18 protein-coding genes and 2 tRNA genes are annotated in these 17,631 nt (G+C 67.4%); 10 read left to right on the top strand and 10 right to left on the bottom strand.

Annotated elements, in window-relative coordinates:
• Positions 1 to 64: 64 nt before the first annotated feature.
• Positions 65 to 340 (top strand): thioredoxin, encoded by a 276-nt coding sequence (trxA, locus tag OQF70_RS00375; RefSeq protein ID WP_092813022.1) that lies wholly within the window; start codon positions 65 to 67, stop codon positions 338 to 340.
• Positions 341 to 475: 135 nt separating this feature from the next.
• Positions 476 to 625, top strand: a complete 150-nt coding sequence (locus OQF70_RS00370; protein WP_280535260.1) for a 50S ribosomal protein L40e — start codon at positions 476 to 478, stop codon at positions 623 to 625.
• Between the two features lie 73 nt (positions 626 to 698).
• Here OQF70_RS00370 and OQF70_RS00365 read toward each other — a convergent pair whose 3' ends face one another.
• The 3 genes from OQF70_RS00365 to OQF70_RS00355 form a co-directional block, all read right to left on the bottom strand.
• On the bottom strand, positions 699 to 1,322 hold the full coding sequence (locus OQF70_RS00365; protein WP_280535259.1) for an MBL fold metallo-hydrolase: 624 nt from the start codon (positions 1,320 to 1,322) through the stop codon (positions 699 to 701).
• 107 nt (positions 1,323 to 1,429) lie between these two features.
• Positions 1,430 to 1,505, bottom strand: a tRNA-Ile gene (locus OQF70_RS00360).
• 128 nt (positions 1,506 to 1,633) lie between these two features.
• Positions 1,634 to 1,737: transfer RNA gene (locus OQF70_RS00355), tRNA-Asn, on the bottom strand.
• Positions 1,738 to 1,905: 168 nt separating this feature from the next.
• Between OQF70_RS00355 and cca the strand changes: the two genes are divergently transcribed.
• Positions 1,906 to 3,303, top strand: a complete 1,398-nt coding sequence (gene cca, locus OQF70_RS00350) for a CCA tRNA nucleotidyltransferase (protein WP_280535258.1) — start codon at positions 1,906 to 1,908, stop codon at positions 3,301 to 3,303.
• Positions 3,304 to 3,402: 99 nt separating this feature from the next.
• On the opposite strand, the gene OQF70_RS00345 is transcribed toward cca, so the two are convergent.
• From OQF70_RS00345 to OQF70_RS00330, 4 genes are all read right to left on the bottom strand, one after another.
• Positions 3,403 to 4,407 carry a histone deacetylase gene (locus OQF70_RS00345; protein ID WP_280535257.1) on the bottom strand — a complete coding sequence of 335 codons (1,005 nt, stop codon included), beginning with the start codon at positions 4,405 to 4,407 and terminating at the stop codon, positions 3,403 to 3,405.
• Position 4,408: 1 nt separating this feature from the next.
• Positions 4,409 to 4,840 (bottom strand): histone, encoded by a 432-nt coding sequence (locus OQF70_RS00340; protein WP_280535256.1) that lies wholly within the window; start codon positions 4,838 to 4,840, stop codon positions 4,409 to 4,411.
• A gap of 201 nt (positions 4,841 to 5,041) precedes the next feature.
• Positions 5,042 to 6,589, bottom strand: a complete 1,548-nt coding sequence (locus tag OQF70_RS00335) for a single-stranded DNA binding protein (protein WP_280535255.1) — start codon at positions 6,587 to 6,589, stop codon at positions 5,042 to 5,044.
• Positions 6,590 to 6,860: 271 nt separating this feature from the next.
• Positions 6,861 to 7,043 carry an HVO_0416 family zinc finger protein gene (locus OQF70_RS00330; RefSeq protein ID WP_280535254.1) on the bottom strand — a complete coding sequence of 61 codons (183 nt, stop codon included), beginning with the start codon at positions 7,041 to 7,043 and terminating at the stop codon, positions 6,861 to 6,863.
• A gap of 129 nt (positions 7,044 to 7,172) precedes the next feature.
• Here OQF70_RS00330 and pyrE point away from each other — a divergent pair, with 129 nt between their 5' ends.
• Positions 7,173 to 7,742, top strand: coding sequence for an orotate phosphoribosyltransferase (gene pyrE, locus OQF70_RS00325; protein WP_280535253.1), 570 nt, complete (start codon positions 7,173 to 7,175; stop codon positions 7,740 to 7,742).
• A 75-nt stretch (positions 7,743 to 7,817) separates the two neighbouring features.
• Here the strand turns inward: pyrE and OQF70_RS00320 are convergent, their stop codons facing one another.
• Complete coding sequence (locus OQF70_RS00320; protein WP_280535252.1) at positions 7,818 to 8,816, bottom strand: radical SAM protein; 999 nt, start codon at positions 8,814 to 8,816, stop codon at positions 7,818 to 7,820.
• A gap of 203 nt (positions 8,817 to 9,019) precedes the next feature.
• Between OQF70_RS00320 and OQF70_RS00315 the strand changes: the two genes are divergently transcribed.
• On the top strand, positions 9,020 to 10,144 hold the full coding sequence (locus OQF70_RS00315; RefSeq protein ID WP_280535251.1) for a DUF373 family protein: 1,125 nt from the start codon (positions 9,020 to 9,022) through the stop codon (positions 10,142 to 10,144).
• Positions 10,144 to 10,524, top strand: coding sequence for a secondary thiamine-phosphate synthase enzyme YjbQ (locus tag OQF70_RS00310; protein WP_280535250.1), 381 nt, complete (start codon positions 10,144 to 10,146; stop codon positions 10,522 to 10,524). Before OQF70_RS00315 ends, OQF70_RS00310 begins: the two co-directional genes overlap by 1 nt.
• A 173-nt stretch (positions 10,525 to 10,697) precedes the next feature.
• On the opposite strand, the gene OQF70_RS00305 is transcribed toward OQF70_RS00310, so the two are convergent.
• Positions 10,698 to 11,219, bottom strand: coding sequence for an archaemetzincin family Zn-dependent metalloprotease (locus OQF70_RS00305; RefSeq protein ID WP_280535249.1), 522 nt, complete (start codon positions 11,217 to 11,219; stop codon positions 10,698 to 10,700).
• A 39-nt stretch (positions 11,220 to 11,258) separates the two neighbouring features.
• Between OQF70_RS00305 and OQF70_RS00300 the strand changes: the two genes are divergently transcribed.
• From OQF70_RS00300 to OQF70_RS00285, 4 genes are all read left to right on the top strand, one after another.
• On the top strand, positions 11,259 to 11,732 hold the full coding sequence (locus OQF70_RS00300; RefSeq protein ID WP_280535248.1) for a UPF0146 family protein: 474 nt from the start codon (positions 11,259 to 11,261) through the stop codon (positions 11,730 to 11,732).
• A 74-nt stretch (positions 11,733 to 11,806) separates the two neighbouring features.
• A complete protein-coding gene (locus OQF70_RS00295) occupies positions 11,807 to 12,679 on the top strand; it encodes a TIGR01548 family HAD-type hydrolase (RefSeq protein WP_280535247.1) in 873 nt (290 codons plus the stop codon).
• A gap of 54 nt (positions 12,680 to 12,733) precedes the next feature.
• Positions 12,734 to 13,402 carry an NADPH-dependent F420 reductase gene (npdG, locus tag OQF70_RS00290; protein WP_280535246.1) on the top strand — a complete coding sequence of 223 codons (669 nt, stop codon included), beginning with the start codon at positions 12,734 to 12,736 and terminating at the stop codon, positions 13,400 to 13,402.
• A 119-nt stretch (positions 13,403 to 13,521) separates the two neighbouring features.
• On the top strand, positions 13,522 to 13,941 hold the full coding sequence (locus OQF70_RS00285; RefSeq protein WP_280535245.1) for a hypothetical protein: 420 nt from the start codon (positions 13,522 to 13,524) through the stop codon (positions 13,939 to 13,941).
• A 472-nt stretch (positions 13,942 to 14,413) separates the two neighbouring features.
• Here the strand turns inward: OQF70_RS00285 and OQF70_RS00280 are convergent, their stop codons facing one another.
• Positions 14,414 to 17,512 (bottom strand): hypothetical protein, encoded by a 3,099-nt coding sequence (locus tag OQF70_RS00280; protein WP_280535244.1) that lies wholly within the window; start codon positions 17,510 to 17,512, stop codon positions 14,414 to 14,416.
• Between the last annotated feature and the right edge of the window lie 119 nt (positions 17,513 to 17,631).

Genomic DNA, 17,631 nt, shown 5'->3' with positions numbered 1-17,631 from the left:
GGTTACAAACGTGCCGCGTGAGTAACCCTTATGCGCACGCCGGCACAACCATCGGTAGCGTAGTATGACTGTTCGACTCCTCGATTTCCACGCCGACTGGTGCGGCCCGTGTAAGACTCAGGACCCGATCCTCGAAGAACTGCAGGAGGAGTTGGGTGATGCCTTCGAACTGCAGAAGATCGACGTCGACGAACAGCAGGACGTCGCGAACCAGTACCAGGTTCGATCCCTGCCCACGCTCATCGTCGAATCCGACGACGGCGTCGTCGACCGGTTCGTCGGGGTCACCCAGAAGGAGGACCTCGAGGACGCCATCTCCCAGGCCACCGCCGCTGCGTAATCGTTTCCGCTCCGGATCGCGTCTCCAACACGGGTCATCCGCCAGTCTTTCACGAACCGTTCGATAGACGCGTCCACCTCTCGACGGACGTCCCCGTCTCGCAACCTTTTAGCGCGTACCCGCGTATCAGCACGTATGGCCACGTTCGACGCCGCAAAGAAGCGAACGCTCGAGAAGCTCGTGTGTATGCGCTGTAACGCCCGCAACCCGAAAGACGCCGACGAGTGCCGCAAGTGCGGGTACAAGAACCTCCGTCCGAAGGCGACCGAGCGCCGCGCCGCGTAGTCGCTCTCGACTCGCACGCGCCGTTTTTTCCAGCCTCACTGTCCGTATCGGAGCCGTGCGTCCGGTGTCGGGCCTATTCGTCGTACTTCGGTGCTCGTCGTTCGGCTCGTTCGAGCGCGCGCTCGATCACGGTCCGCACCGAATCGTCGCCGTCCGCCGCCCGGTAGGCGTCGCCGTGGCCGGCATACAGTTCGGAGACGGTGTCCGGCAGCCGATCGAGAAGGTCGTGGAGGCTTTCGATCAGTCGTTCGCGTGACTGGCCCGTCATATCGGTACGTCCGAAGGAGCCGTTCTCGAAGGCGCCGTCGTTGTAGACCACGACGTCGCCGCTGTAAACGCGTTCGTCTCCGACGAACGCGACGTGATCGACGGCATGGCCCGGTGTGTACACCACCTCACACGGCTCGTCACCGATCGTGACCTCCTCGCCGTCCGCCAGCGCCACGTCCCGTCGTGGGTGGTCGTCGTAGGCGTACAGCTCGGCGTCGAAGGCGTCGAGCACCGCGTCGAGCTCGCCCACGTGGTCGGCGTGTTGATGCGTGAGGACGACGCGGTCCAGATCTTCGACGTTGTCGGCGATCGTCTCCTCGACGTTCGGCATCGTCCCGGCGTCGACGAGCGTCGTCGTCTCGCCCGGCACGAGATACGCGTTACACGTGAACTCCTCGGCGGCGGCGGTGACGTTGATCGGATCCATAGCGCCCGTTGGCCCACGAGCCTCTTAAACGAGGCGTCGCGTCCCGACGTGGGATCGGGACTGCTACCTCCGGTCCGGTATCGGCCAGGAATCGCAAGTCAAACGGATGGGCCCTGTCGGATTTGAACCAACGCTCAACTCGTTATGAGCGAGTCGCTTTCAGCCGGACTAAGCTAAGGGCCCTCACCACGGGCTATCCGTCGATGCCTCTTTAGCGTACCGTCTTTCCGTCGGGCGTCCTCCTCGCGTTGCGGCCGAGATCGGCCCGTTCGACGACGGCGCCGCTTTCCGGAAATGGCCGATCGAAGAAGCGCCGAAGCCAGGACTCGAACCTGGGACCGCCTCGTGACTGCGACGAACGGACCGAGCCGATCGTCCTAACAGCGAGGCGCTCTACCAACTGAGCTACTTCGGCGTGCACCTGTTCGTATTGGTCTCTTTTTGATAGGGCTTTCGTTTTCACCCGACGGCGGCGGTACGATCCCGTATCCCACACGGGGGACCGTCGGCCGTCCCGATCGCCGTCTCGGGATCGACGACGCCGACCGACATCCTTTCACGCCGACCGACTGAACCGGTCGGTATGAGCGATCTGGAATCGGTGCGGCGATCGATCCTCGACCGGATCACCCCCGACCCGGCCGAGCGGGACCGCCTCGAGTCGATCGCCGAGCGACTCGTCGACCGGGCACGGGCTGCAGTCGATGACCTCGACGCGGACCTGACGACCGGTCCCGCCGGCGACGTCGACGTCGTCCGCGTCGGATCGACCGCCCGCGGGACGTGGCTGGCCGGCGATCGCGACATCGACCTCTTCGTCCGGTTCCCGACCGACCTGCCCCGAGCTGACCTCGAGCGGTACGGACTGGCGGTCGGACACGCCGTTCTGCCGGACGGCCACGAGGAATACGCCGAACACCCCTACGTCACGGGGACCCTTGACGGGTTCGAGGTCGATCTCGTCCCGTGTTACGACGTCGCGGACGCGAGCGCCATCCGATCGGCGGTCGACAGAACGCCGTTTCACGACGCCTACCTCTCGGAGCGTCTCACCGACGATCGCGCGGCGGACGTGCTGTTGACGAAACGGTTTCTCAAGGGCATCGGCGCGTACGGCAGCGATCTCCGAACCCGTGGCTTCTCGGGCTATCTGTCCGAGCTCCTCGTCGTCGAGTTCGGTGGGTTCGAACCGCTCCTGCGGGCCGCCGCCGACTGGCACCCGCCGGTCCGAATCGATCCCGAGAACCACGGCGAGGAGACCTTCGACGACCCGCTCGTCGTGATCGACCCGACCGATCCGGAGCGGAACGTGGCAGCCGTCTGCTCCGCGCGTAACCTCGCCCGGCTGCAACATCACGCGCGCGCGTTCCTCGCCGACCCGACCGAGACGCCCTTTTTCCCGCCCGATCGCGAGCCGCTGTCGGCGGACGCGATTCGCGAGCACATCGATCGACGGGAGACGACGCCGATCGCGATCGTCTTCGAGCCGCCGACGCTCGTCGACGACCAACTGTGGCCACAGCTCCGGAAATCCCGCGATGGGATCGTGCGCGCGCTCGAGGAGCGTCAGTTCCAGGTGCTCCGGTCACGGACGATGGTCGACGACGATACCGCCGATCACGTCCGCGCCGTCGTCCTCGTCGAACCCCTCCACGACTCGCTGCCCGCCGTCGCCACCCATCGCGGTCCGCCCGTGGCGGTCCGTGAGCACGCCGAGGGGTTTTACGACGCCTATGCCGGGGACGGGGACCCGTATACCTACGGGCCGTTCCTCGACGGGGATCGATACGTCGTCGAGCGCGAGCGGACGGTCACGAGCGCGGCGCGGTTTCTCGCGGAGGGGGACCTCTCCGACGTCGGCCTCGGGGCACAGCTGACCGAAGCCATCGCGGGCCGTGAGGTACTCGTCGGGACGGACATCGCGTCGCTTGCGGACGGGTTCGGGACGCAGCTTCGGTCCTACTTCGAGCCGCGACCCTGATCCTGGTTCTGGCCGACGGCGGCGCAGTTCTGCGGCTGGTGGCGGTCACGTCGGCCAGCGGAGTCTCGTCGATCAGCCCCGAACGGTGGGTTCGGCCGGTCAGCGTCCGAACTGTGACTCGACGTCGTTGATGAGGACGCGCGTCGAGCCGTTGAGGTCGCCCTCCGGCTCGATCGGATCGCGACCGTCGTACGTCTCGTGAACCATTCCGACGCCCTCGGCGAGGGTATCGAGCCCGTACCCTCCCTCGAGCACGAACCCGAGCGCCGCGTCAGTCCGGTCGGCGATCCCCCGAACCCGGTCGGTGAGCAGGGCGTACCCCTCCGAGGAAACCCGCATCCGCGAGATCGGGTCGTGACGGTGGGCGTCGAAGCCGGCCGAGACGAGCAGGAGGCCCGGATCGAACTCCGCAAGCATCGGGTCGAGCACCTCATCGACCACCGTGCAGTACTCGACGTCGCCGGCCCCGGCGGACAGCGGAACGTTCAGCGTCGTCCCCTCGCCGTTACCCTCGCCAGTCTCGTCGATCTCGCCCGTTCCGGGGTAGAGCCCCTGTTCGTGGATCGACGCGTAGAAGACGTCTCCGCGGTCGTAGAAGATGTCCTGCGTGCCGTTGCCGTGATGGACGTCCCAGTCGAAGATCGCGACCCGGTCGACCAGGTCCTCGTCGAGAACCGTCTGTGCGGCCACGGCCGCGTTGTTGACGAAGCAGAACCCCATCGCGTCGTCGGTCACGGCGTGGTGACCCGGTGGACGGCCGATCGCGAACGGGGTCTTTCGCCCGGTTGCTCCGTCGATCGCCTCCCGTGCTGCCCACTGGGCAAGGCCGGCGGAGGCGAGTGCCGCGTCCCACGTCTTCTCGCAGGCGACCGTGTCGGGGTCCCAGTTTCCACCCCCGTCGGCACAGAACGCCTCGACGTCGTCGACGTACGCCTCGTCGTGGACGGCGGCGACCGCCGATCGACTTGCCGGCGTCGCCTCGTGATAGGAGACGTCGTGACGGTCCTGCAACCCCCGTCGGATCGCCCGGAGCCGATCCGGCGTTTCGGGGTGTCGATCGCCGGTGTCGTGCTCGAGACAGACCTCGGAGTAGCCGAACTGCATACTAGTTGAACAACGCGAAGTAGGTCTCGATGTCTTCGGCCTGGATGGTCCGCCGGTCGGCGTGTCGCGCGAGCGTCGCCGCCGCGCTGGCGACGTTATCGGCGTAATCCTCGAGGACGTCCGCCAACGCGATCCGCGCGTCCATCCCGACCCGATAGCGGTCGTCGATGCGCGACCGCGCGATCCGGTCGACCGGTGCGATCGGGAGCGTGAGATCCTCCCGGTCGATCACCTGTCCGACGTCGAAATCGGCGGCCATCAGCGTCTTTCGCCCGTCCGCGGTTGCGTGCTCGGCGGCGTCCGCCGCCACCGATGCGCCGTGGTCCTGTACGCGGCGTGCCAGCGCCTCGGCCGCGTCCGCACTCACCCTGAGGTCGCCAGCGTTCCGCCGGATGATCTGGTCGACCGGGGCGAACGGCAACTCGACACTCATACACACACTGGGGTCGGTCCGCCGTATAACGCTTTCCGTTACCTCTCGTCTCCGTTTCCGGTAGCCGCTGTCGGGTGCGCTCGCGCCGCCATCCGGACGCTGCCCACGGTGGGAATCCGCATCGGTTCGCCGGGCACCGACCGGGGATCGACCACGTCGATCGGCGTCGTCTACAGATGAACAAGGCAGTTCACGGGACGCTCAAAAGACCTCTTCGGCGTCGATCCGGCCGTCCCGTTCGGGTCCACGAACGGTCACTTCCTCGCCGAGCCGGACGGTTTCGTCCGTCTGGACGCTCTTCGTCCGGTCCCCATCGTCGAGTACCACGGGGTTTCCGGCCTGGACGACCGTGCCGGTGAACTCGACCGGATCGTCGGCCGACTCCTCCATTTCCCGTGAATCGCCCGCCTCGGTGGCTCCCGACGCGTCCGCGGTCGCTGCGGCGGCGCCGCCGTCGGACTGAGCGCGTGTGGCCCCGCCGGTGCCGGCTGCAGTCCCGTCGTCCGTCCCGTTCGTTCCCGTTCCGCTCGATCCGTCAGCGAACGCGCCGAGGCCCTCACTTTCGGACCGTGCTCCCGTCGCTTCCGTGGAATCGCCGTCGCCACTCGATCCATCCCGGGATCGATTGGTCGAGGACCCGTCGTCGATGACGCTGACGGTCGACCGCCAGTTGGCCGACGCTTCGAGATCGTCTTGCCACCCGTCGGTGATCTCGACGTCGGTGACGACGACCTCGTCGGCGAGGTCGATCTCGGCGTCGGCCTTCTCGCCCCACAGCGCGACGCGGATCTCGCCCGTTTCGTCCTTGATCCGGACGTTTCGGACCTGTCCCTCGGAGCCGTCGTCGCGGTCGAAGGTCCGCTTCGGGTCCGTCTCGATCACGCCGCCGGCGATGTCGACGGTGGTGCCGATCTCCAGGTCGGCGATGGCGGTCGTCTCCGGGACGTAGTCGACGTCCTCGTCGACGCGTTCGATCGATCCGCGGTTCCCCACGTGCAACTCGAGGGCGTCGTCCCGCTCGCGGACGTAGCCGTCGACGACCTCGACGACCTCCCCGGCGTCGAACTCCTCGGCCAGGTCGGCCCGGTCGTCCCACATCGTCACGCGAACGCGCCCCGTTTCGTCGCCGAGGGTGAGGTTCGCCACCCGTCCCTCGGAGCCATCGTCGCGCGAGAACGTCCTAATGCTGCCCGCCTCGAGTACCTTCCCGACGAGCGTGACGTCGGAGGCGCCGAGCGTCAGGTCCTCGACGCGGTAGGTGTCGAGTATCTGGACGTCGACCGCCGCGTCCGCGTCGGGTTCGACCTTGTTCGCGCTCACCTCGAGGCCGTTGTAGCCCTCCTTCGGGCGTCCCATCACGCGCAACACGTCGCCGGCCTGGAGCTCCTCGACGGCGCCGGTCGCCATCTCGTCCCAGAGAGCGACCCTGACCGAGCCGGATTCGTCGGCGATCTCGACGTTGCAGACGCGCCCCTCCTCCCGGTCGTCGTCCTCATCGTCGCGATCGAAGGTCCGGATCTCGCCGATCGAGGTGACCTTGCCGAGGAACTTCACCTCGTCCATCCCCGGTTCGATGTCCGCGATCGTCTCGGCCTCCTCGTCGCGAAGTTCGTGGGCGATGAGCATCGCGGCCGTCTCCTCGTCCGCGAGCCCGCCCATCTGTTCGACCTTGTCCTTGACCGCCGCCTCGAACGCGTCGAACTCGACGTCGGTCTCGAGGTCCTCGTAGACGTCCTCGATCACACCCATAGTCGTACCTCACGGAAGGGTGACTCGGCGGTTAAGCGTTGTCCTTGTCCCGATTCAGCCGCCGACCCGGTCGCGTCGGGGATCGGTTTCCGTCGTTCGGTCCGCCCGGATCGACGGTCCGGATCGATGGTCGGCTCCGGCGTCCGCTCGGCTGTGGCGGTTCCCGACGGTCGTCCTGAGTGCCGTTCGGTCATCACTCACCGGTGGGGTCGGTATCGTATAAAAACGGTCGTGGACGTTCGCCACGGTCCGACGGCTCAGTACGGGTGGTTCACGCGTACGGATCCCAGCCACAGACGCGGCACTCGTTCGCCGACTCCTCGTGGAGGCCGCCACACTCGGGACACTGCTTTTTGTTATACGATCGCTCCCAGCGTCCGATCTCGGTCTCGTGACCGCGGTCCTCAAGGAATTCGTCGAACAGACCGTCGCTCGTGCTGGGTGCTGACGACATACACGGTATGGTATACCGTGACAGTACTTTAGTGTTTCCGATCGCGCAACCGGTCGGCCGGACCGTCTCACGGCCGCCACGTTCGGCCGTTTCGACCGGTTTATACCTATGTGACCGCGCTACCGACGTATGGACGACACGGAGACACCGTCCGGCGTGACGGCGGAGACCGCCGAGATCATCGCCGCGCTGCGCGCGGCCGATGCCGTGCGCTTCGGCGAGTTCGAACTCTCCCACGGCGGCACGAGCGACTACTACGTCGACAAGTACCTCTTCGAGACCGATCCCGACTGCCTCCGGCTGGTCGCGGCCGCGTTCGCGGACCGACTGGCCGACGTCGACGCGAAACTCGCCGGCGTCGCCCTGGGTGCCGTCCCGCTCGTGGCCGTCACCGCGGCGGAACTCGGTCGCCCCTACGTCATCGCGCGCAAGCAGGCCAAGGAGTACGGCACCGGCAACCGGATCGAGGGTCGTCTCGACGACGGCGAGGAGGTCGTCGTCCTCGAGGACATCGCGACGACGGGCCAGTCCGCTCTCGACGCCGTCGAGGCGCTTCGTGAGGCGGGCGCGGTCGTCGACCGGGTGTTCGTCGTCGTTGATCGCGAGGAGGGCGCCCGGGAGCTGCTGGCGGACCACGACATCGAACTCGAGTCGCTCGTGAGCGCCTCACAGTTGTTGGCCGACGCCGACCGCGACTAGCGGTCCATTCGTCCTGCGTCCGTACTCAAAAAGGCGGTCCTGACGGCGGAACAAGCGCGGAGCGTCGCAGCCGGACTAGGCCACCGGTGTGCGCTCGACGACGGTCCCGTCGACCGTCGGATACTGTTCGACGATCTCCCCATCGTTGAGGTCTCCGTCCTCGATCATCTCCTCGAGAAGCCACCAGGCGATCTCGACGTGGTTCGATTTGACCGTGTAGAACTCCTCGGGAACGCCCAGGGCGTCGAAACGCTCCGGATCGGCGTTCGTTTTTCCGTAGACGAGCGTTCCATCGTCGGTGATCTCGTCGAACTCCCGGCGGACGTTCTTCGCCATCCGCTTGAGCCGGTTCCGGTGTTGAGCCGCGTCCTTGAACACGGAGGTACAGAAGTAGACCTTCTCGTGGCTCGCCATCTCCGCGACGATCGCCTCGTCCTTCGACCCCTCGACGGCGGACATGTGCCCCTCCTGCAGCTCGAAGCCCTCCTCTTGCATCCGCCGGTAGTTGCCGTCGCTCATCTCGAACTCGTTGACGTTGCAGAACTCGGCGGCGCCCTCGTCGAGGAACTCGATGAACTCCGGCTCCGCTCGGATGCCGGGGATCTCGAAGGCCGGCGTGAGGCCCTCCTCGCGGGCGATGTAGAGAATGTCCTCCCATTCGGTTCCGTGGAGGTCACCCCACAGCTCCAGCGGCGGGTGGAAGCGGATCTCGTCGAGGCCCGCCTCGCTCAGCCGGCGCATGTTCTCCCGTCCACCGGGAATTCCGGTGTATAGGTGCGTGTGGTGGTCCTCCCCGAACTCGTCTTTCAACAGTCGCAGGTATCGACAGGTCTTCTCGAGGGCTTCCTGGGGCTCTCCGCCCGTGATCGAGGTCCCCAGCGCGTCCATCCGTTTGGCCTCGGTGATGACGTCCTCGTCGTCCTCCACGAGGCGCTCGTTGGCGTAGACGTCAGTGACGTTCTTGCGCTTCTCACCGAGCGGACAGTAGAAACAGTCCCGCTGGTCGCAGTACCCGTAGACGAACAGGACCATCTTCCCGCCCTTGGCGCACTGTTCACAGCCCTTCGATATCATCTGCCTCCGAATAGCGGCTCGGGCCTCAAAAAGCGTCCGAACCGTCACGTCCCGTGTGGCGGGGTCGCGCACACGGCGAACCTGTGGTACGTCATCCCGGATCGATCGGCTCCTTCCGCGGTACCCCGATGCCGATCGACCTGATGGTCTCCCGACGTCGATCGACCGAAAGCATATGCCTGCCCGCATCGTAGCCGGGAACGATGCTGCTCGTCCTCTGTGTCGACCTCGACGACGACCTCGGCCGGAAGACGGGAACCGATACCCCCGTCGTCGGCCGCGACGCCGTCACCGAGGCCGCGGTCGCGCTCGCGACGGTCGACCCGGAGGACTCCGACGTCAACGTCCTCTTCCAGGGCGTCACGGTCCACGACGAGCTGGCCGCCACGAGCGACGAGGAGGTCGCCGTCGCGGCCGTCACCGGGGTCGACGGCTCCGACATCCAGGCCAACCGAAAGGTCGGCGAGGAGGTCGACCGGGTGCTCGCGGAGATCTCGAGCCGCGAGGAGGTCCGTGCGATCGTCATCACCGACGGCGCCCAGGACGAGTCCGTCCTGCCGGTGATCCGCTCACGGCTTCCCGTCGACGGCGTTCGTCGGGTCGTCGTCCGGCAGGCGCAGAACCTCGAGTCGATGTACTACACGATGAAGCAGGTACTTGCCGACCCGGAGACGCGCGGGACCATCCTCGTTCCGCTCGGCATCCTGCTGCTCATCTACCCGCTCGTCGTCCTCGCGAACCTCTTCGACGTCGCCGGGGCGATGGTGCTCGGGATCATCTCCGCGCTGTTGGGACTGTACTCGCTGTTTCGCGGGTTGGGGCTGGAGTCGGCCGTCGACTCGACCGCCGACCGCCTCCGGAACGTGTTGTACGCCGGTCGGGTGACGCTAATCACGTACGTCGTTGCGCTGGCGCTGTTGGTGATCGGCGGCGTCCAGGGCTATGAGACGCTGGAGACGGTTCGATCCGCGGTCTCCCCGAACGACCCGATGGCCGTGGGACCGGCGATCGCCGCGGTCGTTCACGGCGCCGTCCAGTGGGCCGCCGCCGCGGGCGTCACCTCCAGCCTCGGCCAGATCACCGACGAGTACCTCGCGGGACGCTTCCGGTGGCAGTACCTCAACGCGCCGGTCTACGTCGTGTCGATCGCGGCGGTGTTGTACGCGCTCTCGGGGTTTTTCCTCCCGGACGTCGCCGGCGTGCGATCGTTCCTGCTCGGTGACCTCGCGCTCGTGCTCACCGCCGGGACGCTGCTCGGCGTGTTGAGCACGCTCACGTTCGCCGTCGCCGAGTCACGGACCGAGGACCGGCCCGCCGATCCGGTATGATGGCCATCTCCGTCGAAACGAACGGTCCCACCGCCGTTCACGACGTCACCGACCGTATCGAGGCAGCGATCCCCGCGGACGCCGACGGGCTCGTGACAGTCTTCGTCCGGCACACGACCGCCGGCGTGGTCGTCAACGAACCGGAGTCACGGTTGCTTGAGGATCTCGAGACGTTCCTCGAGGATCTGGTCCCCGACGAGGGGTGGCAACACGACCGGCTCGACGGGAACGCGGACGCTCACCTGCGCGCGACGCTGCTCGGCGAGAGCGTCACCGTCCCCGTCTCCGCGGGCGAACTCGATCTCGGCCGCTGGCAGGCGGTCCTGCTCGTGGAGTGTGACGGTCCGCGGACGCGGTCGATCGACGTCCTGGTCCACTGACGTCACCGTCGACGTCGAGGAAACGTCGTCTCCGTTCCGTGCTCGTTCTGTGCCTGTCCCGTGTTCGTTCCGTTCCCGTTTCGTGTCCGTTCCCGTTTCGTGTCCGTTCTCGTTCCGTGTCCGTTCCGTCCGTCCCGTATTCGTTCCAGTCAGCCGGTCAGCCAGTAACTCGGTCAGCGTATCGTTCGCGAGCAGGAGCCGCAGAGGTTCTCCTCTTTGACGTCGACCTCGCGAACGGTCGGCGAAAAGGACATCACGCACTTGCTGTTGTCGCAGTGTTCCAACCCGAGTGTGTGGCCGATCTCGTGGACGACCTCCTTGCGGACCCGGTCGTCGACGACCTCGCGTTGGGGCTTCGAGGTGATGCCGCCGTCCGAGGAGGTCTGGAGCCGGTAGGTCGAGATGACCGATCCGTTTCCGTTGAGGTATGCAAGCCCGAAGACGTAGTTCCGACGGCGGTAAAAGAGGTCCCGCGCGGTGATCCCGATGTTCTTCTCGCCGGTCCCGGCCTGGCCCACGGTCTCGATCAGGTCCTCCGCACGGTACTGATCGCGGCCGTCGTCGTAGGCGGACGCCGGGATCGACTGCTCGTCGTGTACCGTCACCTCACAGCCGTATACCGACCGCAGCGCGCTCGAGGCCTCCCGTTTGACACGCGCGGAGACCTCACCCACCGGAACGATGTCCACGAGCATGGAAGGCGTTATGCTCCCCCCTGGCATAAATGACCCGACGTGACCCGATCCGACGCGCCGCCGATCGTCGCCGCCGTCGCCGAGGTTCTCGCTCCCGAGCGACCGCGCGCCGCGGGATGGACCACCGTCGAGGTCGGGATCGGTCGACGTCCCGAGGCAGCTCGCGCGCTCGTCGACGCCGGTCACGACGTGATCGCGATCGACGTGACCGAACGGGACGTTCCGACCGGCGTTACGTTCTCCAGGGCGGACGTCCACGATCTCGCGGACGGGACTGTGACCCTTGCCAGCGAGACGGGGATCGACGCCCCGCTCTCCACCCCGCCGATCGACGCCGTCTACGCACGGAACCTCCCGGCGGAGATCCAGCCCGCGGCCGCCCGGTTCGCGAGCCGGGTCGACGCTCCGCTCGCGTTCACGACGCTCGGGTTCGAATCCCCCTCGCCGGCCCTCCCTCCGTCGCTTGAACGCCGGGCGATCGGGACCGAGACCGTCTTCATTCTCTCCGATTGAGGCGATCTCCGATCGGAACGGACGCGTCGGCGCCAGTCGGAACGGTTTTTCTCGCGGCCCCCGGATGCGGGCGTATGCAGGTCGACGCAGTCGTGCTGGACATCGACGGGGTGCTCGTTGACGTCGCCGACTCCTACCGGCGAGCGATCGTGGAGTCGATCGACCGCGTCTACGGCGCGACGATCGCGCGCGAGGACGTCCAGCCGTTCAAGGACGCCGGCGGGTTCAACAACGACTGGGAGCTGACCGACGCCGCGGCGCTGTACGTGCTCGCCGGCCGACAGACCGAGGGGATCGACCTCTCGGTTCCCGCGTTCGCCGACAGCGTCGCCGACGCCGGTGGCGGACTCGCGGGCGCGAAGGCGGTGCTCGCCGACGCGCTCGCTCCCGAGACGTGGGACACGGTTCGCCAGGCCTGGGACTCCGAGCGGCTCCGGGACGTGTTTCAGGCGCTGTACCTCGGTACGGAGTTATACCGCGACCTCGAGGGCGGTGATCCGCCGGTCGAGACGGACGGATACATTCACGACGAGCCGGTGCTCGTCGACCCCGAGACCATCGATGCCCTACGGGAGCGGTTCGACGTCGGGGTGGTTACGGGCCGTCCGGCCGCCGAGGCCGAGATCGCGCTCGACCGGGTCGGGCTCGATCTGCCCACGATCCACCGGTTCACGATGGACGACTGGGAGGAGGGCAAGCCACACCCCGCAGCGCTCGTCACGCTCGCCGACCGGTTCGAGGCCACGACCGTGGCCTTCGTCGGCGACACGCTCGACGACGTCCGAACCGCTCGCAACGCCGACGAGGCCGACCCCGAGCGCGTCTACTACGGGATCGGCGTACTCACCGGCGGGCTGACCGGCGAGTCCGGACGCCGCGCATACGTCGACGCCGGCGCCGACGCCGTGGTCGCCGACGTGAACGAACTCCTCGAGCTGCTCGAGTAGCGGCTCCGGCTCCGGTGACGCAACGGCTAAGGCCCCGCCGTGAGCACTCCCGGTATGCGAATCTCCATCCTCGGCGGTACCGGTGACATCGGCGAAGGGCTGGCGCTCCGGTGGGCGTTCCACTCGAACCACGACGTCATCATCGGCTCGCGTGACGCCGAGAAGGCGCACACGAAGGCCGACGAGTACGAGACCGAGCTCGACAGCCGCGGCGTCGACGTCACGATCAACGGCTTCGAGAACGGGATGGCGACCGACCGCGGCGACGTCATCGTCCTCGCCGTCCCCCCGTACCACGTCGGCGACACGGTCGAGTCGATCGCCGACCGACTCGACGAGGACGACGTACTCGTCTCCCCGGCCGTCGGAATGAAACGTGAGGAGGAGGGGTTCCGGTACCACCGTCCCGGCGCGGGTAGCGTCACGCGGATCGCGGCGGACGCCGCACCCGATGACGTATCGGTCGTCGGCGCGTTCCACAACCTCCCCGCGGCCCGGCTTGCGAACCTCGACGCCGACCTCGGGATCGACACCCTGATCCTCGGCGACGACGAGGACGCGACGGACATCGTCCGGATGCTCGCCGAGGACATCGACGGACTCCGCGCACTCGACGCCGGCGGGATCGCCAATGCCCCCGAGGTCGAGTCGATCACGCCCCTGCTCGTTACCCTCGCGATGCACAACGACGGGCTCCACGATCTCGGCGTCCGGTTCTCCTGATCGGTTGGTCGGTCGTCGGTGGGTTCCCGGCCCGATCGTGATCGCAGCCCAGCTGCGTCCGGCGAACGTTGCATCCGCCCCGATATTTATTGTCGACGAATCGAATGATTCTCCCGAGTATGACGAAGCCGTTCAAGGTATCCGGATTCGTCGGACTGGCTGTAATGATGGCGGTCGGCCTGCATCAGGCGATGATCCTCGCCGGCGGCGATGCCGTGCCGAGATGGATGATCGGCGGGCACGCCCACCTCGGCGTCCTGTCGATCCTCGCGATCGTGATGGGATTTGCCGTCCCCGCACTCGAGGTGACCGGGACCCTTCGGACCGCCGTCACCGGTCTCTTCATCGCGGGGCAGTGGGGCGTTCCCGGCGCGGTCTGGCTCGGCGAGGGCCTCGGGCTCGCGTTCCTCGTTCCCACCACGCTGCTGTGGGGGAGCGCCCTGATCGTCGCGATGCTGATCATGGCGTACGTCGCCGCGACTCGGGACGCGACCGGATCGGGGTCGGGCCCGACCGGCGTCGCGCCGGCCGACGACTGATCGGCGTCGTAACCGACTGGTCGACGTCGCAACTGGACGGCGCCGCCGCAACCGGACGGCGGCGCCGCAAATTCCCGGTTTCGCCGCCGGATCCGTTCCCTCGCCGGGGGACGAGTTGGCACGCAGGGGCGACGGACGATACGGTTATCCCCGTTCGGGGAGTAGTTCCGGAAATGACGCCCTCCACTTCCACCACTGAGCGACAGCCGCCCGACAAGGCGATGCTCCACTGCTTTGCGTGCGGTCACGAAAGCCGCATTAACGGCGACTGGCTCATCCACGTACGCGCTGACTCCCTCACCTACGAATGTCCTGCGTGTGAAACGGTGATCGATTCCCGACGGAATCACGAGGCGTTGGCCGCGGGCAGTCGTGGATCGCTTGGCTTCCCGGTCGAGAACTGACGTCGGCTCACGGGTTTACTTATAAATAGGCCGGCACCGAGCCGGGTCGCCGTCCGATCGTCGGGCCGTTACTCCGCCTCGGCGTCAGCGGACGCTTCGGCTGTGGATCCGTCTGCTGTTTCGGCTGCGGATCCGCTTGATGCTTCGGCTTCCACCGTCTCGGTCGTCGTGGCCCGTTCTTCGGACGTCTCGGGGTCCGCGATCCGCGCCTCGTGGATCACTTCGTGCTCGCCGAACAGCACGAACGCGCGGTGGGGCTCTTGAGTCACCTCGATCGTGGTCGAATCGCCGTCCTGGACGGACCCTGTCGCCGCGTCACCGTCCCATGGTTCGGGCTCGCCCGGATCCGGCGTGACGACGACTGAGAGGTTCTCGGCGGCGATCGCCCCGCCGCCGTCGTGGGTCACGGTAACGGCTTCTTCCTCGGCGTCGTAGTTGACTGCGAACTCCGCCGTCGGCGCGATCACGTGGCTACCGGCTTCGATCGGTTCCGTCGGCGGCGTCCACTCCGCGGTGAACGTCGTCCCCGGATCGAACTCGCCGAGCGGGACCACGTCCCCGCGCTCGAGCACGTCGTGCTCGTCGGCCGGCTGCGTGTCGGCTGCCTCGCCATCGACGAGCAGCCGGAACTCCGCGGCGTCGCGGTTCACCGGATCGCGGTAGACGGCCTCGATGCCGTCGTCGGACTCAGCAACCGGCTGGGGGGTCCCCGATTCGGGTCCCGACTCCGATCCGGTTCGGAACGTGAACCCGTGACGTGGCTCGGTCGTGTAGTGGCCGACCGACCGTTCACTCACCGCGTTCGCCGTCTCGGTTCGGATGCTCACGGTCACGCGGTCGCCGATCTCGACGTCCGTGAGAGTGATCGTGTCCCCGTCCGTCAGCTCGTCGTACTCCTCGGCAACCACGAGGGTCTCACGCTCCTCGTTGCGCGGGCGACTGCGCTCGCCGTCGCCGGTCCGCTCCGCCGGTGAGTAGGTCGCGATCCGCAGTCCCTCGGGATCGGCCGGCTGCGCCCCGACGTAGGTCAGCCGCATCTCCGCCGCGGCGGGGTCGTAGTGTGCCGAAAGCGCCTCGCGCGCGGTCGTGACCCCGGCGAGGTGGTGTTCCCGTTCGTTCTCCCTCTCGCCCTCCGCGTCGGCGTCCGTGCCGACCCAGACGACCTCGACCCGGGCGAACGGCGGGACCTCGGCGGTCAGCGTGTCGCCGGGACCGAACTGCTCGTACTCGTCGCTCGGCTGCGTCCCGAGGGACTCCCCGTCGGCCCGCAGCTCCACGCGGTCGGCGGCCATCGCGTCACCCTCGCGGTGGTCGACGCGAACCGTCCCCGCCTCGGGGTCGTATTCGACGTCGACGTACGCCTCGGGAACGACCTCGTGTTCGGCCACCACGACCGGTTCCTCGGGAGCGGTCCACTCGATCGTGACGGTGCTGTCGATCGGCTGATCCCCGAGCGGGACCTCCGACCCCCGGGACAGCGTCTCGGTCTCGTCGTCGATCTGCCGGTCGGCCGGCTCGCCGTCGACGAGTACCCGGAACGCCGACGCATCACGTTCCTCCTCGCCGTGATAGGTCGCGATGAGTCCACGGTCCGGGTGGTCGTGTACGTACATACGCGGCGGCGACGCGCGGAAGCGCTGCAACGGGCGCTGGTTCACGCCCGGGATCGACGGCACGGTCAGGCTCACGGACACGGCGTCACCCATCCCGACGTTCTCGATCGTGAGCGTGTCCCCGCCGGTGAGCGTTCCGCTTTCGCCTCCGTCGCTGCCGTCGCCCTCGTTCCCGCCCTCTTCCCCGTTCCCGAACGATCCGGCGGGCGTTCGAACCATCCCGTCGTCCGAGCGGTGCGTCACCGTCACCTTCCCGGCATCGGCCTCGCGGTCCCTGACGTACGTGACCGTGACCGTTTCCGACTCGACGTCGTGATCGATCGAGAACGCCTCGGAATCGATCGCCTCGTTCGCGTAGACGCGGTGGGCGTTCCGCTCCGCGTCGAACCAACGGAGCACGACGCTCGCGAGGGTATCGGTCTCGACGGTCAGCGTGTCGCCCGGCTCGAACCGGTCCAGCCGGTCAGCCGGCTGGCGCTCCGTGAGCTCGCCGTCGACCCACAGCTGGAGCGACTCGAGGGCCTCGCCCGTGACCGTCTCGCCGCCGCGGTGCTCGAGGGTGACGCCGCCCGCCTCCCGGTCGACCGTCGTCCCGACCCGGATCTCGGGCGCGTTCTCGCGGTCGTGTTCGGGCGGCGCTTCGAGGACCGCGTTCACCCGGATCGTCCCCGTTCCCTCGGACCGCTCGATCGTGGCCTCCTCGACGATCCCCGTTCCGATCGTCTCGATCAGGGATCGAACCGCTCGATCGCCGGGCGTGCTCGGGTCGTCGGTGAACAGCAGATAGCGGTTCTCGGCGCGTTCGTCGGTGCCGCGCAATCGCGTCGGGTGGACTTCGAAGCCGCCGGCGAACGCGCGGATCGTTCCGGCTCCGACTGCGGGCGCGCCCGCGGTCCGAAAGCCGGACTCCGCGGCATCGGGCGCGAACAGGACGGTGTCGAACGACTCGACCAGTCCGAACGCCGCCTCGGCGTCCGCGTTGGCATCGATGAGTCGGTCCACATCCTCCTCGCCCGCGGCCGCCGCCGCGATCGCCCGCGCCGTCTCGACGCGGCCGGATCGGTCCTCGCCCGCGACGAACGCCGCGATGCCGTCCGTACTCACGGTCGTTATTCCTTCGTCGTCCCCCTCGTCGGCGATCCGCCAGCTGCCGACGGTCGCCACCTCCTCGCCACGGTCGAGCTGCTCGAGGGAGCCGGCAGCCACCGTGATCCGGCGCCGGTGATCGTGGGTGATCGCGGTGACGACCGTCGAGAGATCCGCGGTCGTGACGTCGAGCGTCCGTGTCACCGTTTGCACCTCGTACGATGGCTCCTCGGACGTGTCCCCGTCAGCCACGTTCACCGCCACCACCAACCGATATGACGGCTCGATCGAGCCGTCGTCGGGCAGCGCTGCGAGTGCGCTCGCGGCCGAGTCGGATAGATCGTCGAGGTTTCGCCGATCGGTTTCCGCCGTCGAGTCGACCACGCGGTCGGGGTCGAGCGTCCCCGTGAGCGCGGCCAGCGTGAGGGCGCTTCCGCCGAGGAAGCCCCGTCTGGAGGGTCTCGCCATGGTCGGATCCATCCACGCACCCCAAAAAGCCGTTGTGAAGACTCAAATCCGCGTTTGTGCCACGAGAGTCCGATCCGCACCAGAATATTAGGTGTGCCTAAAATATTTATCCTCCGATG

This window comes from Halopenitus sp. POP-27, from assembly GCF_029889855.1.
GTDB lineage: Archaea > Halobacteriota > Halobacteria > Halobacteriales > Haloferacaceae > Halopenitus > Halopenitus malekzadehii.
This window is presented reverse-complemented; position numbering and strand designations above follow the sequence as displayed.